The sequence below is a fragment of the Aeromonas sp. 62-46 genome, assembly GCF_001898585.1.
Classification (GTDB): Bacteria; Pseudomonadota; Gammaproteobacteria; order Enterobacterales; family Aeromonadaceae; genus Aeromonas; species Aeromonas caviae.
The window spans coordinates 1-14,423 of record NZ_MKUI01000017.1 but is presented as its reverse complement, the minus strand read 5'-3'; the positions used below and the strand labels follow the sequence as shown (position 1 = coordinate 14,423).

Here is a 14,423-nt window from a genome sequence, read left to right as displayed (position 1 = left end):
AACCTTGCATCACGACGGATCAGTCCGCTCCCGAATGCCGGGGAGTCACTGGTCGCGACCGGTGCGGCGATTACGCTTCGTCGCAGATCGGCTTGGCGAACTCCAGCGCCATGTCCCAGGGCTGTTCAATCCAGGTATCCTGCGGAATGGCGACTTCGAAGTCATCCACCAGGGGTTCGCCCATGGGCTTGGCGAAGATGGTGATGAACTTGGCTCTGGGGTAGAGCTCGCGGATCGCCTTGGCGGTGCCGCCGGTGTCCACCAGATCGTCCACCACCAGCCAGCCTTCGCCGTCACCTGCGGTGGTGGCAGCCTTCACCACCACCAGCTCGCGCTGGTTGTCGTGGTCATAGCTGGAGATGCAGAGGGTTTCGACATTGCGAATGCCAAGTTCGCGGGCCATCAGGGCCGCAGGCACCAGACCACCGCGACTGACGGCGATGATCCCTTTCCACTGGCTGACAGGCAGTTGACGACGGGCCAGACGGCGCGCTTCGCGTTGCAGGTTATCCCACGATACATAGAATTTCTTAGGCATAGTAATTGGCTCAACGACTTACAGTTAAAACAAAGGGTTAGCGCGCAACATCACGCGGTATCACGCATTCCATGCGGAGCTCTGCCGCCACTTTGCCGCCATTTTTCACCTATGAGTGAGGGCTGATCAGAGGGTTTAATCTGACCGCGTCATCCAAATGTTCGGGGGCAAAATGGGCGTACCTCATGGTCATGGTGATGGTGCTGTGACCGAGGATTCGCTGTAGGACAAGGATATTACCACCATTCATCATAAAATGGCTGGCAAACGTATGTCTGAGCACATGAGAAAGTTGTCCCTCTGGCAGGCTCACCCCGGATTTTTGCGCGGCATACTCAAATGCGTCATAGCAGGGAGGGAACAACCTGCCTTCATGGATGCCGCGTTTGGGGATCAGTTCATAGAGCTCCGGCGAGATGGGGACCGAGCGATTGCGCTTGCTCTTGGTCTGGGTGAACGTCAGCCGATACTTGCTCACCTGGGCGCTGGTCAGCCCCTGCACCTCAGACCAACGCGCCCCGGTGGCCAGACAGAGTTTGACCACCGTGGTCAACGCCGGCACTCGGGAGGTCGCGCAACTGGCCAGCAGCATGTCGATCTGCGCTGCCGTGAGGTAGGTCATCTCCGATTCATGGGTTTTGACCTGGCGCAGGCCAGTCAATGGGTGGGGGTTCACCCACTCCCCCAATCGGATCAGCTCCCCAAACACCGCATTCAGCAAGCGCTGTTCGTCGTTCACCGTTTTGGGACCGGCGGCCCGGTCACGGCAGCGGCCAGGGAAGATGATGGCTCCAGTGAGCCGCCCTTCCCGGTACGTGGCGAAATGCCCCTTGTTGAGATCGACCGCATAGGGGTTGCCCATCGCCTCGGCCATCAAGTCGAGTTTGCGCTTGACCTGTTCGCCAGAGACCAGAGTCTGCCCATGCAAACGGAACCAGAGGTCGATGACGTCGGACAAGCGCCGCTTGTCTTCGGTCACCTTGTTGGCGGTGAGCCAGGGGTTGCTGTTGCTCTCTTCCAGCAACCACTTTTCCCAGGCCAGCGCCTCGCCCTTGGTGGCGAAGCGCTTGCGCTTGCGGGGGCCCTCACGGCCTTGGGGATAGACTTCGGCAAGCCAGAGGCGAGGCTTGCCGTCGTCGAGTTTGCGGACGGTCATTTAGTGGGTAGGGATAGACAAAACTAAGAGGCAGGTACTAGACGTAAGAGAGCAAACAAAAGACCACACCCTGTAAATACCGTACCAAATAGCCAGAGATACATTTTGTTAAATCGAGACTCCAAGTCGACCTTGGTGGCAAACTTCTCATCCAGCTTCGATAACTTATCCAAGGCAGTTTGCTGGTTGGTTTTCATTCCTTCCAACAGAACCCGTATGTCTTGAACTGTGGTTTCAATGGACCTGATAGAGCCTTTTAATTCAGTAATATCACGCTTGATAAACTCAACATCAGACTCAAGCTTTGCTACGCGAGACTCCATCCCCCCCCCTCCGTTATCGTCACCACCGCTTTTGAATACAACATCATTTGCATCCTCAAAGAAAACCCTTTTGAGAGGGGGTGCTCCAGTACTCATTGCTCACTTACCTCAAGAAAAGAGGAGTCATTCATATCTGATTTCGCTACCCAATCAATGATCTCGTCAACCATAAACTGATGCACACATGAGCACTTAGGGCAAACCATAGGGATGGTGTAAAGCATATAACCCATACCTGTTCTTGTCTCAATTATGTGAACATAGGTCTCACCTGGTTCAACCTTTTGCCAGTTAACAGTTTTTTCTGAATCGGCCACACTATCATTTGAAAGGCTTTCAGGAGCAGGGACTTTAACTAATGGGCCGTCATGTAATTTGGCCTGTTCATCATCAATTTCTGTTGCCTCCAAACGTGTCGTAGGCATCCTCAAGCCTTCGTGTCCACAAAATGGGCATTTCACAACAATATTCTTTGCAGCGAAATAACGACGTACATCCTTCGATTTGACCAGAGGGCCCTCATAGATATGCGGTGAAGAACTACTGGCTATGGCCATTGAGCATTACCCTTAAAAACAGAGAATGTTGCAAAAATGCTAGATACCTTGCGTTCAGAAAAACGACGAGGAAGCCCCATTCGAACCACTACAACTTGAGTACTTGATACACTAACAACCTTTTTCATTGTATCAAAGTACAACTTCATTCGGTCCAGGGCGGTCAATGCGCCTCACTATATGTCTCTGGCAGCTCGCCAGTCTCAACCAGCAGCCTGATTTGCTCATCGCGTACCAATGGCACCCCGAGCTCGTTGGCCTTTTTCATCTTCGACCATCCGGCGTTGTCACCGCAGCAGAGGAAGTCGAGCGAGGCAGATACCCCCGTCACCACCTTCATGCCAGCAGACTCTGCCAGCTCAGTTAACCCTGCTTTATCGGCTTTGCTGAACCCGGTGAAACAGACTTTGAATGAGTAGTCTTGTGGGAGTTTCGGGCCATGATAGTCAGGTGCTGACTTGATTTGCTGGATCCGGTCAGCATAACGGGCCTCTGCTTGCTCGAAGGCTGTCAACGCCTCTTCGGGCGTATCGAACACATCGATCACCCGGTCAGCGCGAAGAGACACGAAGGTCGGGTATTCGCTGGTAGATGGCTCGGCATCGGCCGCCACCGTCACTTGGTGGCCATAGACCAGGTTGCGCTCTGGGTTGGTGTGGTAAACGGCGACCCTCTTGGCAGAGAGCACGCCTTTATTGTTCAAATAGAGAATATTGAACACTGGCACTTCTGTGCCCTGATACCGGATTGACTCAGAAGCATGCAGATCAAACACGGTTAGCCTCCTGCTATATCAGAATTTCTTCCCTGCCCACGCCACGCGACCGACGATATGCACATCGGCCCGCTGGTCCTTGGTCACCACCTGGGTTTCATAGCCAGGATTGTCAGAGATGACCTTGATCCCGCCGAGCACGTCGAATTGCAGCCGCTTCACCAGCAGGCTGTCGCCAATGCGCAGCACATAGAGGCCATCGCGCAGGGCATCGCCGTTGCACAGGTTCACCAAGATAATGTCGTTATTGCTGATGGTGGGCTCCATGCTGTCGCCCTTGGCGCGGATAACCGCCAGCCGCTCCGGTGCCAACCCCTCTTTCTTGAGCCAGTCGGTGCGAAACGCCATGGGCTCGGTTTTCAGCTCGTCGGAGACGGTGGCGCCGAACCCGGCCGACGCAAACACCTGGTAGCAGTCGACCAGGGTGTAATCCTGCATCTGGTGGTAGGAAGCTCCGGACTCTTCGAGCGCTACTGGCTCTTTACTATGACCCACCAGGGCATTGCGTGGCACCTCAGGAAGAACGGCAACCTCTTCAGGCATATCTCCTAAGCCAAGACATAGCCATAAGAACAACCGAGGCTCATGACCACAGATCTGGGAGACTTGTCCCACAGAGGGCATTGTTTCGCCAGTCACGTACTTGCGCAGTACTGCATCGCTCACACCTACCCGTCTCGAAAACGACTTATAGCTCTCTCTGCCTATCAGAGCTTCCATTCGCTTTGCGAAACCCTTCATGTCGAATGTGGTGCCGTTAACAATCTCCATAAATTGAAAGCCTCAGGTTGTTTTGAGATCTTTCGGTTGCGCGATGCCGCGCGACCGTATACTCTCACCCTACAAGTCTCGTTGTAACCCACAGGTCGCAAACTAGGGGGTTCAACGCATTGAAAGGCAAATAAAATAGGGATAGGGGCGCAGTATGACGCAACGTGACACCGAAAAACAGCCTTTAGGGGCGCATGCCGCACCGATAGGTGACGCTGTTCAACCTCCAGTTGACCAACTGGCAGAAGTGCTGCGCCAGTTGGAAACCATCAAACAGAGCCTTGCGCTCACCATGCTGCCGGCCATTCCGCTGGACGCCTTCCTCACCATGCTGCGGGACGAACTCAAGTTCGACCTGCCACTGCGCACCGCCCAGGACATGATCAGCGACGGGCGCCTGCCCATCGTTCCCAAACTGCGTGCTGGCGACAAGCCGTGGGTCAACCTGCACCGCTGGCGCGAGATGACCAAGGAGCCGGAACACTACTTCAAGTTCGTTCATGAGAACTCCCGTCGTCGTGTGGCCAAGGATTCGACCAGCAAGTCGCGCCAGCGCGCTGCTGCTTGACCTAACGGTAGCGATTGAGCACAGGGGGATAAAGTGTCAAACCAGCACACTCGTTCACACAGCCACTTTGCAGGGGCCTGCGACCTGTTCAAGCAGGCACACAACATCAGCCAATTGGCTGAAACCATCGGCATGTCACACCACGTGCTGCACAACAAATTCAACCCGGCGTGTGAGCGGCACAACCTGACTGCGCACGATCTCATCGCCCTCTACCACGCCACCGGCGACGACACCCTGTTTGATGGCCTGCTGTTTGACTGCGGCCTGACCGCCGTTCGTCTGCCGGATGCTGCCCAGGTTGCCCCAGAGGCCCGCGCCCAGCAGGCGCTCAATGCGGGGGCCCAGATCCTGGGCGTCACGGCCCAGGCTACCACCCTCCTCGCCGGTGAACGCGTCACCAAATCACACCGAAACACCGTCGTCACCGGCATCTGGGCAGGCATCGAGCACCTTGTGCTGCTGGCTACCGAGGTCGAGGACCGCTTTCACGCCATCCCCAGCCTCGCGTGCGCTGCTGATATGGCCCGCGCCGCCATCGGCGCATAGGAGACCAGACCATGAGATTGATTTGCCCCCACTGCGGTTACCACGCGAATACCCGCAACTCCACCAAAATGAGCCCGCTGACAGGCCACGCCTATTACGCCTGTAGCAATGTCGACTGCGGCCACACCTTCAAGGCGGCGTTTGAAATCGTCGGCACCATCAGTCCATCCGCCATGCCCAATCCGGCCATCGTGCTGCCGTCCTGCAAGGGCGTGGGCAAAAACCACAAAACCATGTCGAAGAGCGTCCCGCTCAAGGAGTCAGCATGAAACTGCGCGCCGAGCAGCCGGGGCTGATCCCGCTGCCGTTTTTGCTGTTCAACCGCGCCACCGTCGTCACCAGCGGCGACGAGCCGGTGATGCGCAACACCACCCGTTTCGACGGCAGTTATCTGGAAGACAGCCAGGGCCGCCGTGGCTCGCTGCGCTTCCAGCCGTGCCATCAACCTCGCCCGCACTGGCTGACCAAGCTGCTGCAGGCATAACCGGAGGGCCGCCCCATGAACACCGCAAAGATTTTCGAGCTCGTTCAACAGCCCAGCGCCGCAGAGGTGGCGCTGGCAGAGATGCGCGCCCAGTTCGGCCGCAATGGGGCGGCCAGCCGCTGGTCACGCCTGCCGACCCGGGCCCGCGCCGTCATCTGTTACGCCGCCGGGGTGTCGACCACCCAAGCCGGGCGCGAGCTGGACCAGTTCGACTTTGACCAACAAGAGGCGATCCGCCTCGCCCTGGGTGAGCTGATGGCAACCCTGCATGAGTTTGATGGCGGCGTGCTGCACCGCCGCGAGTGGCACCGCACAACACGCCGTATTGAGGGGCCGACCCGCAGCGAGCGGGAACAGGCAGAACACGAGAACAAGCGCCGGGCCGAGCTCAACGAGCAGGCCGGCATATTGGAAAGCCGCAGAGCGGTTTTGCAGAAGGTGGCCGGAAGCGGCCAATAACCAAGGCCTACGGGCTATCAAAACTGAGGAATGACCATGTTTGGAAAACTGTTTGGCAAGAAAGCATCCGCCGCTAAGGCCGAGATCAAAAAGTTCGAAAACCGCGACCTGATGGAAGCCACCGTAGGCGGTTGCCTGCTGGTTGCCTTCGCTGATGGCCAATGTGAAGACGCCGAGCTCAAGACCATCGAGTCACTGCTGCGCACTAACAAGGCGCTGGAAGGGTTCGGCCATGAGCTGACCGACACCGTCAACCGCTTCACCGAGCGCCTCAAAGCCGGATACCGCGTGGCCCGTGTCGAGATCCTGCGGGAAATCGAAGAGGTGAAGGGCAACCGCCAGGAAGCCGAAGACGTGCTGGTCACCATGCTGACCATCGCCGAAGCCGATGGCGAGATTGAAGAAGCGGAACAGAAGGAGCTGTCCACCGTCGCCGACCGTCTGGGCCTGCGGATTGCCGACTATGCCTAACCCTCGCTGGTTGCTGGTCGGAGCCTTCCTGCTGCTGTCGGTGGGGGTCGATTTCAGCTCCCGCATTCTGTCGATGACAGCGGATGGGCTGCTGGTAGGGGCAGCAATCGCCATCGCCTGGCCTCTGCTGAAACCAAAGAAGTGATGACAACGGGCCGAGGGGAATCGGCCCCATCCCTTAGCCGCTACGAGTGGCGGTTAAGGGATGCCAAAAGCAGGCAATAAAAAACCCCGCAAAGGTGGTGGAACACCGCGGGGTTTCACAAACAAAACTGAGGGTTAACTCATGAACAATCTTACAGCAGAAAAGGCGATCCGCAAAGTCGCGAACAGCCTCATTAATACCCATCGCCCCCAGCTCGGGGCATGTCACAGCCTCGCCATCGAGGCCAGCCTTGAGGCGCTGGCCGAACTGGCCGACGAGTTGGCCCTGCTCGACATCTACGCCGAGCTGACCAAGCGCCTCGAGATCCTGCAGGGTGGCTGTCGTCCGCACATCATCGGCGTGGACATGGCGGCCCCAGTCCATGACGTCACCGTGATATTCCAGCCGCCCTTTGCTCATGAGATGCAAGGGGGTGCCCTGTGACTGACGACATGTTCGAACTGGAGCCGCCAATCGACGAGCTGGGTGGCGCCGAATCTGGACCCGCCCATATGCAACCGCCGGCACCGGTCAGCCAACTGACCAAGCACTGGGAAGCAGCGCAGGAGGAGTTCAACACCTCGGGCAGTGATGCCCGCCGAAACCGCAACATCGCCCAGGAGCTGCTGGCCCTGGGCGCCATCCGCGCCGTGTATTGGCTGGCGCTGGGTGGCGGTGAAGTCGCGCTGGCCAAAGAGATCGCCGAGTGGTGGGCCGAGTGCGAACCACTCCACGGATTGGGGGAGACCATCAAATGATCCACGACTTCTGGCTTGATGCCATGTTGAGCGACGCGGCGCGCCGCCGGGAATACCAACTCGAGTTACTGGATGCCCGTCGCCGCCCCTGCCGCCCCCACCGATATATCAAAACCCTGCTGGTCATGGTGCGCGCGGCCCGCCGCTGCGAGCACCAATCTGCCGCCCGTCTGCGCCAGTCATACAACGGAGGCGCCATCTAATGACTCACCAAAAACCAGCCGGGCTTGCCCCGGCTTTGGGCGTCGTGCGCCCTGCAAACAGCCATATCGTGACGCTGGAGCCCTGCACCAAGTGCCGCCAGATGGCGGTGTGCCTGCCGGTTGCGGGCCGACACGGTCGCCGCTCTTACCCCTACTGCGTCGAAACCTGCTGGCCGCTGGCCCGCGCCGCCAGTGAAACCGTGGTGAAGACCGTCCCGGCCAACGCCCGCCCCTCGATGCGCTGCAGTTGCTGCGGCGAGTTCGGCCATGTGCGCCCGGTCATCCTGGGCGGCAACCGGCTCACCAGCCTGTTTTTCTGCGAGTCCACCTGCTGGTCTGATCGGCTCGCCACCCTGGACATGGTACCGACCTGCTCCACCTGCGGCCGGTACCTGCAACCCAACGAGTATGTGACCGAAAAGTGCGGGGTGTGTAAATGATGGCCGCCATCACCAACCTGCACGGGATACAGCTGCCCCAGCACTACCTGGTCGGGCACCACGCCATCAACATGGCCGGGGCGGCCGAACAACTCGCCCGCATTGAGTGGCACGTTGCCAAGCCGCTGGCCGCGACCTTCCTGCGCCGCTACCCGGCCAACCCCAAGACCGCCAACATCTGGCTGCGCCGCATGGTCGATGCCTGCGCCGCCGCACAGAGCCGGTTCCCGGTACCGGTGATTGATCTTCGCAACGATGTGCGCCGCGAGCTGGTTGCCGCCGAGTGGGCCCGTCGCTGCCAGCAACTGCTGGCGGCGGCGGGCCATGAGCGCACCGCCACGGAGCTGCTGGCCGATATCGGGGCCCAGGCCAAGGCGTGGCACTTCTGCCCCACCCTGCCGGTTCACCCACGCACCAAGGTAGAACGCCTGCTGGGCCGCCCCCTAAGCCAGGAAGAGCGGGATGATCTGGTTGACGAGGTGGACAAGTTCGAGGGAGCCGCCGCCAGCCTGCTGGTGCGCCTGCTCGACGAGTCGTGGTGGCTGCGCAAGATTAACCGAGCCTGGGCCATCTACTGCGAGCTGATCGCCATCCTCACCGGGCAGGTGCGCAAAGGGGTCAGTCCCTACGCCAGCGCACACGCCGTGCGTGAGTTCACCCAGCGTAAAGCAGCCCAGCAAGCCTGGATGGCTGGCATGAGCGCCGTCAACGAAGAGCTGGGGCAAGAGATTGACCTGGTCGATGCGGTGATGGGCTCGGTCGCCAACCCCGAGATTCGCCGTCATGAGCTGATGGTGCGCATGCGGGGCTTTGAAGACATGGCACAGGAGCAGGGCAAACTGGGCCTGTTCCTCACACTGACCGCCCCCTCCAGCTATCACGCCTGGCGCCAGGGCAGCAAAGACAAGGCGAAGACCTACCAGAACGAGAAGTTCAACGGCGCCTGCCCGACCGAGACCAACCGCCTGTTGTGCAAGCAGTGGGCGCGAGTTCGCGCCGCACTGGCCAGAGAGGGTATTCGCCCTTTCGGATTTCGGGTAGTGGAGCCGCACCACGACGGTACCCCGCACTGGCACTGCCTCTTATTTATCAATCCTGCACATGAGCGGATTCTGCTTACCCAACTGGCATACCACTTTACGGCCGTTGACCGAGCAGAGTTGAAATTACCCAACGGAGAAAAGTTGGATGAACTGGCAAGAACAGCCAAACGCAACAAAGGCGAGGATGTTTTTGACCTGCTCGACATCGCCGACAAGGACACCATAAAAGCGCTTAACCCCAGGGTGAACTGGAAGGTGATCGACCCGACCAAGGGCAGCGCCACCGGGTATATCGCCAAATACATCGCCAAGAACATCGACGGCCACAAGGTCGGGATGGACTACGAGGCAGAGGCACCGGTCGACCACACCACCATCGCGGTCGCGGCCTGGGCGAGCTGCTGGCGTATCCGCCAGTTTCAGCAGATAGGCGGCCCGGCTGTGAGCGTGTGGCGCGAGCTGCGCCGACTGGGTGACGAGGTGATCGAGTGGGATTGCATCCTGGAAGCCGCTCGCACCGCCGCCGACAACAACCGCTGGGGCGACTTTATCGACGCCATGGGCGGCATCGACCTGCCACGCAAGGAGCACCTGATCCGCCTCTCCAAGCGCCTCGATGAAGCCGCCAACAAGTATGGCGAGGATGTGCTGCGCCTGATGGGGGTGATCACCGACATCGGCCAGACCACCGCCATCACCCGCACCGAGGGCTGGCAGATAGTGCGCAAGGGGGTCAACGGGTCGGGTTTGGGCGAGCAGCGCGAGCTTGCAGTGGGCGAGCGCAGCGAGTTGCCCTCAGGCGGCGGCAGCCGCCCCCCTCGGAGTTCTGTCAATAACTGTACGCAAGGATCCAAATCGGGGGTGAAAGGATCCGCTCTGGCTAAAGAGCTGAGCCGAATGGGTCTTGATGAAAGCAACGCCGCCCTGCTGCTGCACGGCAGCATCATCCACGCCGACGGCCAATATGTGCGACTGGTCGGCGATCGACTGATTGTGACCCGCAACTGGCCGGGTGCTGGCGATGCCGTGGCCGACCAGCTGACCGCCGAGATCGAGGCAGAGCAGGCCAGCAACCGGGCCGCCAGCAGCGACATGCTGAAACAGCAGGCCCGCGAGCTGATGCACTCCGGCGGCAACATCACCGAATGGCTGGCCGCCCTGCCGCTGGCGCAGGCCGAAGAGGCGATCACCATCTTCACTCGCCTGCTGGATGACGAAGAGGACCGGGCCAGTTACCAGCCCACCGAACAGGAGCAGGCCCGCGTCGCGAGCATGCAAGCCGACAACGACCGCCATCAGGCGGAGATTGCCAAGGCGCGGGTGCGCCTAGGCGTGGAATGAGGAAATTGCGATGAATGGAGCTTTGAAGTTGCAAGAACAGGCGGTGGCCACCGCGGTGGAGACGGTAGGTAAGCCGGTACTGGATGCCTGCTGTGGCAGTCGGATGATGTGGTTCGACAAACAGAATCCGCTCGCCATCTTTGCCGACAAGCGGCGCGAGACTTTGACTGTCACGGACAGGACGCACCGGGAGGACGGCACCCGCACCTTGCGCATCGAACCGGATTGCCTGATGGATTTTCGCAACATGCCGTTTGCTGATGGTGCATTCAAGCTGGTTGCCTTCGACCCGCCGCACCTTGAACGTGCTGGCCCCAAAAGCTGGCTGGCTGCCAAGTACGGCAAGCTGTCTGACGATTGGCGCTCAGACCTGTGCGCTGGCTTTGCCGAGTGCTTCCGGGTTCTGGAGCCAGAAGGAGTCCTGGTGTTCAAGTGGAACGAAACACAAGTAAAAGTCAGCGAGGTGCTGGCTTTGACTCCGCACAAGCCACTATTCGGTCAGGTATCTGGGCGCTCCGGCATGACCCATTGGCTGGTGTTCATGAAACCAGGGTTGCAAGAAGCGATTGGGGGCCAGGCATGAAAAACTGGATTCGCCGCCATCTCGAAGCATGGCTGGTACTGCTGGCCGCCAAAATCCTGATCGGCAGGAACGTTCATCGCTGCAAGGTCGTATCTCGCAAGGACAACAACAGCATGTGGTACATGGCCGAAGACCTGGAGCAGATAGCCAACCGGATGCGGAACAAGTACGAGGGGCCAAGCTCATGACTGACATCATCAAACGCGCCGACGTCGAGCGCCTGCTGCCGCTCTGTCAGCGGCTCTGGCCCATCCTCCAGCAACACCCGCCGGGATCGGCGGGTCGTGCCGCTATCACCAGCACGCTCGACAGCATGCCGGCCACTGACCGCCATCTCTGCGATCTGTTGCTCGACCGCATGGAGCGGGTCATCCGGTTCGAGGATGCCTGGTTCCCCTTCTACCAGGGCGAGCTGGACACTATCACCCCACCAAAGAAGGCAAAGCGGGTGCTGCCTGTCGGCCCAGCTCCCCAGCAGGTATGGAAGGCCACCAGGACGCGACAGGGGGCGTTTGCCAGAAGGAGGGCTGTATGAGCAAACCAAAGGAGGCGAGGGAGAGAAAGCAGGCCCAGCGTGCGAGACAGTCAGCCCTAGGCATCACTCGCGTTGAGGTTAGGATGTCAGAACGGGAGCGCCAGCAACTCAACCACCTACGCATTGTTCGGGCTGGCAGCGGTCAGCCTTATTCTGCCGACGAGTACATCAGTACCCTGATCCGGCGGGACTGGGAACGGTGGGTGTCGCAGGCGGACAATCTGAAAATGCAGGTATGTAAGCATTGCAACCACCCTTTACCTGTCGGGTGCAATGGGGCGTTTAAAGGGGAAAGCGCATGCTGGAAGACAGCGGGAGATAAAACCCTTGCACTGTAGCCAACGGGTTTTAAGAAAGGCACCAATGTGACCGGTCTTAAAATCCTTGGTGGGCACCTCTTAAAACCAAAATCGTGACCGGACACGTTTCAACGATTACCATAACTGTCCAACGAAGAGAGGTGCCAAGTGAGTTTTAACCTATGTGACCTCCCCCGGGAGGAAAAGGCCCTGATCGAGGTCGATAAAGCGGCAGCCTATGCGGTGTGGAAGGAACGCAACGGCAAGCTGGCCACGGCAGAGCTGGACAGTTCAGCCTTCACCGGCCATCAGCTTGAGGTCTTCACCAAGGCCTTGGCAAAGTACCGGACCAGACCATAACACCATCTGCCAATCAGTTTAAAAGCCCCCTCATGCAGGGGGCTTTTTAATATATTCGATGTTGTGTACCTATTATGTACACAGGAGGTACACAATAGGTACATAACCGGTAAAAACATATGCAATGTATATATGATGTATATACAAGAGATATATTTTTAATATAAAAGCATGTCCTTTAAAAATTAAAACAACACCATTTAGGTGATGGTGAATTGCTTACATACCCCCATTTAAGCATTGCCCACCACGCCATTGGATGGGTTGTTAAAATCCAAGCCACCACCCCCACCTCTCATCTGGGACTGACGTACACGAGAAGCGCGGTTTCACTGACTTGTTAGGATGTTCACGACTAGGAGACTGCGGTTTGCCTATGGCAGTTATGCCGTCAGCAAACAAAAGCATTTGTTAATAAAATATTTTTCACGGGTGGTTGACCTAGATATTTCAAGCCGCCTAAGATGCGCCAACAGTTCAAGAGGAATGCAAAAATCCGCCACCTGCGGAGGCCTGTTTTTTGCCTGTTGAAAATAAAGGATTTCGCGGCCCTGCCTAAAAACTCATGTCGGTGATAGGGTGCTTTTGGAATGATAATTAACGGTCTTGGGAGGCCACATGCGCGGAACGTTAGAAACCATGGAGAGAGAGATTGTTGAGCTAGACTATCTCGCCCGCAGATTGACAGAGACTGACTCGCAGGAAGACCTGGGCATAGCAGAAAACCAGATCAGGCGAGCCTGCCGACGCATGCTCAAAAAAGTCAGGTCAAAGATGAAAGGATCTGATGGAAAGTGAAGGATCGCGAAAAGGATCCGTTATCACCCGCGCGGCCAGTGCTGGCGCGGGGAACCGTTCCCCTGCCCCCGTCGTTCACCTGCATGATTTTCCACGCATAAAGCGGGCAGGCGAGGCGGGGTCCCGATTGCGCGCCAGCGGTGCTGGCAGGGGGGCGGCAGGCTGCGCCAGCCGCTCAGGATGCGCGTGAAAGGATCTGCTAGGGTGCAAGGGTAGCCCGCATCGGTGATGCAGCAGCGGGCCGCTGATGCGGCCACGTGAGGGGCAAAAGAAAACCCCGCCAGGTGGCGGGGTGGTCGGGATGCACAGGCCGGGTCAGCGCAGCATGTCGCCTTGGCTGGCCTGCTCGATGCCGGCGGCCAGCTTGTAAGGGTTGAACCGGATCACCTCCTCCCCTGCCCAGTCATTGAGCGCCAGCAGGCTGGCCTTGATGCTGTCGATCTCGTTGATGTCGAACACCTGGGCGGCCTTGGTCACATCGCCGAACCCGCCCGTGCTGTTCGGCATCACTCCCATCAGCTGGGGCGGTACCCGGTGGGTGGCCAACTGGTCGTCGCGGCTGACGTTCTTGATGGAGAGAAAATCATCCTTGGCCGCCACCTCGGCAACCGGGATCAGCCTCACCCCGTCCTTGCTGCCGTTCGGGGTGTAGAGCAAGAGGTTGCGGAAGTTGCCGGGCCCCTTGCTCTGGCGCAGCGCCTCACGCAGGGCCGCAATGTCGCCCTCGTTCTGCACCGCGTCGGTGATGTGCATGATGAACCCAGCGTGGGATCCATTCTCGTAATACTTGCGGCGAAACAGGGTGGCCGACTCGTTGAGCAGGGTAGAGTTTAGCCCGCCGACATAGTCGGGGATGCCGTAGATCTCCTGGTTGATGTCGCTCTCCATCACATGGCCAACCCGCCCGGCCGGCAGCGCCTGCTCCTGGCCGGGCTGGGCAATCCACCAATAGGTGTCCAAGTCCAGGGCGCGCCGGGTGTACTTGGCCCGCAGGTGGTCATAGCGCAGCACCCCGCCGAGTCGGTTCTGCACCGCCTGCAGATAGCCGTTGCCGAAGATCAGATAGTCCAGCGCCAACCCGGTGAAGGCGGCCAGGCTCAGTTTCGGATGCGGGATGAAGCAGGAGCGCAGGATGTTGCGCTTCACCTGGATGGCCGAGGCGTGATGCACCCCGGCCCGATAGACCCGCGACAAGCCATTGAGGGAAAGGGGCGGCTCGTACCAGCGGCCGTTGTGCATGGCCTCCAGGTAGTCGAACACCTCCCGT

General features: G+C 58.9%; 23 protein-coding genes. 16 read left to right on the top strand and 7 right to left on the bottom strand.

From position 1 onward, the window contains the following. Window positions 1–70: 70 nt before the first annotated feature. From gpt to BGO64_RS05375, 6 genes are all read right to left on the bottom strand, one after another. A complete protein-coding gene (gene gpt / locus BGO64_RS05400) occupies window positions 71–538 on the bottom strand; it encodes a xanthine phosphoribosyltransferase (protein ID WP_039040347.1) in 468 nt (155 codons plus the stop codon). A 109-nt stretch (window positions 539–647) separates the two neighbouring features. Beyond that, window positions 648–1,694: a phage integrase gene (locus BGO64_RS05395; protein ID WP_223920110.1), complete on the bottom strand. Its 1,047-nt coding sequence runs from the start codon at window positions 1,692–1,694 to the stop codon at window positions 648–650. A 23-nt stretch (window positions 1,695–1,717) separates the two neighbouring features. After that, the gene (locus BGO64_RS05390) at window positions 1,718–2,113 is read right to left on the bottom strand and encodes a hypothetical protein (RefSeq protein WP_239053062.1); all 396 of its coding nucleotides are present in this window, start codon (window positions 2,111–2,113) and stop codon (window positions 1,718–1,720) included. Next, on the bottom strand, window positions 2,110–2,574 hold the full coding sequence (locus BGO64_RS05385) for a hypothetical protein (protein ID WP_239053061.1): 465 nt from the start codon (window positions 2,572–2,574) through the stop codon (window positions 2,110–2,112). The genes BGO64_RS05390 and BGO64_RS05385 overlap by 4 nt, the downstream gene beginning before the upstream one ends. Window positions 2,575–2,737: 163 nt before the next feature. Further along, window positions 2,738–3,349: a BRCT domain-containing protein gene (locus tag BGO64_RS05380; RefSeq protein ID WP_239053060.1), complete on the bottom strand. Its 612-nt coding sequence runs from the start codon at window positions 3,347–3,349 to the stop codon at window positions 2,738–2,740. An 18-nt stretch (window positions 3,350–3,367) separates the two neighbouring features. Further along, on the bottom strand, window positions 3,368–3,892 hold the full coding sequence (locus BGO64_RS05375; RefSeq protein WP_286700300.1) for a S24 family peptidase: 525 nt from the start codon (window positions 3,890–3,892) through the stop codon (window positions 3,368–3,370). A 487-nt stretch (window positions 3,893–4,379) separates the two neighbouring features. Here BGO64_RS05375 and BGO64_RS05370 point away from each other — a divergent pair, with 487 nt between their 5' ends. From BGO64_RS05370 to BGO64_RS05295, 16 genes are all read left to right on the top strand, one after another. Further along, on the top strand, window positions 4,380–4,688 hold the full coding sequence (locus BGO64_RS05370; RefSeq protein WP_158656249.1) for a hypothetical protein: 309 nt from the start codon (window positions 4,380–4,382) through the stop codon (window positions 4,686–4,688). 33 nt (window positions 4,689–4,721) lie between these two features. Further along, the gene (locus BGO64_RS05365) at window positions 4,722–5,237 is read left to right on the top strand and encodes a phage regulatory CII family protein (protein WP_286700299.1); all 516 of its coding nucleotides are present in this window, start codon (window positions 4,722–4,724) and stop codon (window positions 5,235–5,237) included. An 11-nt stretch (window positions 5,238–5,248) separates the two neighbouring features. Next, window positions 5,249–5,506 carry an Ogr/Delta-like zinc finger protein gene (locus tag BGO64_RS05360; RefSeq protein ID WP_104455398.1) on the top strand — a complete coding sequence of 86 codons (258 nt, stop codon included), beginning with the start codon at window positions 5,249–5,251 and terminating at the stop codon, window positions 5,504–5,506. Further along, on the top strand, window positions 5,503–5,721 hold the full coding sequence (locus BGO64_RS05355) for a hypothetical protein (protein WP_104452392.1): 219 nt from the start codon (window positions 5,503–5,505) through the stop codon (window positions 5,719–5,721). The genes BGO64_RS05360 and BGO64_RS05355 overlap by 4 nt, the downstream gene beginning before the upstream one ends. A gap of 15 nt (window positions 5,722–5,736) precedes the next feature. Continuing rightward, on the top strand, window positions 5,737–6,180 hold the full coding sequence (locus BGO64_RS05350; protein WP_286700298.1) for a hypothetical protein: 444 nt from the start codon (window positions 5,737–5,739) through the stop codon (window positions 6,178–6,180). A gap of 36 nt (window positions 6,181–6,216) precedes the next feature. Next, the gene (locus tag BGO64_RS05345; protein ID WP_286700297.1) at window positions 6,217–6,651 is read left to right on the top strand and encodes a tellurite resistance TerB family protein; all 435 of its coding nucleotides are present in this window, start codon (window positions 6,217–6,219) and stop codon (window positions 6,649–6,651) included. Beyond that, complete coding sequence (locus BGO64_RS05340; protein ID WP_286700296.1) at window positions 6,644–6,796, top strand: DUF3927 family protein; 153 nt, start codon at window positions 6,644–6,646, stop codon at window positions 6,794–6,796. The genes BGO64_RS05345 and BGO64_RS05340 overlap by 8 nt, the downstream gene beginning before the upstream one ends. A gap of 141 nt (window positions 6,797–6,937) precedes the next feature. Further along, entirely contained in the window at window positions 6,938–7,240 is a 303-nt protein-coding gene (locus BGO64_RS05335; protein ID WP_286700295.1) for a hypothetical protein, read from the top strand. After that, entirely contained in the window at window positions 7,237–7,554 is a 318-nt protein-coding gene (locus BGO64_RS05330; protein ID WP_286700294.1) for a hypothetical protein, read from the top strand. The genes BGO64_RS05335 and BGO64_RS05330 overlap by 4 nt, the downstream gene beginning before the upstream one ends. Beyond that, window positions 7,551–7,757 (top strand): hypothetical protein, encoded by a 207-nt coding sequence (locus tag BGO64_RS05325; RefSeq protein ID WP_139736260.1) that lies wholly within the window; start codon window positions 7,551–7,553, stop codon window positions 7,755–7,757. Before BGO64_RS05330 ends, BGO64_RS05325 begins: the two co-directional genes overlap by 4 nt. Further along, window positions 7,757–8,197, top strand: a complete 441-nt coding sequence (locus BGO64_RS05320; protein ID WP_286700293.1) for a hypothetical protein — start codon at window positions 7,757–7,759, stop codon at window positions 8,195–8,197. Before BGO64_RS05325 ends, BGO64_RS05320 begins: the two co-directional genes overlap by 1 nt. After that, on the top strand, window positions 8,194–10,581 hold the full coding sequence (locus tag BGO64_RS05315; protein WP_286700292.1) for a replication endonuclease: 2,388 nt from the start codon (window positions 8,194–8,196) through the stop codon (window positions 10,579–10,581). The genes BGO64_RS05320 and BGO64_RS05315 overlap by 4 nt, the downstream gene beginning before the upstream one ends. A 10-nt stretch (window positions 10,582–10,591) precedes the next feature. Next, on the top strand, window positions 10,592–11,164 hold the full coding sequence (locus BGO64_RS05310) for an SAM-dependent methyltransferase (protein WP_286700291.1): 573 nt from the start codon (window positions 10,592–10,594) through the stop codon (window positions 11,162–11,164). Next, window positions 11,161–11,352, top strand: a complete 192-nt coding sequence (locus BGO64_RS05305) for a hypothetical protein (protein ID WP_167824654.1) — start codon at window positions 11,161–11,163, stop codon at window positions 11,350–11,352. Before BGO64_RS05310 ends, BGO64_RS05305 begins: the two co-directional genes overlap by 4 nt. Then, window positions 11,349–11,699, top strand: a complete 351-nt coding sequence (locus tag BGO64_RS05300; RefSeq protein WP_286700290.1) for a hypothetical protein — start codon at window positions 11,349–11,351, stop codon at window positions 11,697–11,699. Before BGO64_RS05305 ends, BGO64_RS05300 begins: the two co-directional genes overlap by 4 nt. 467 nt (window positions 11,700–12,166) lie before the next feature. After that, window positions 12,167–12,358 (top strand): DUF3283 family protein, encoded by a 192-nt coding sequence (locus tag BGO64_RS05295; RefSeq protein WP_048209119.1) that lies wholly within the window; start codon window positions 12,167–12,169, stop codon window positions 12,356–12,358. 1,113 nt (window positions 12,359–13,471) lie between these two features. Here BGO64_RS05295 and BGO64_RS05290 read toward each other — a convergent pair. Beyond that, window positions 13,472–14,423: phage portal protein (locus BGO64_RS05290; RefSeq protein ID WP_286700289.1), on the bottom strand; the 952-nt coding region annotated here is incomplete at its 5' end.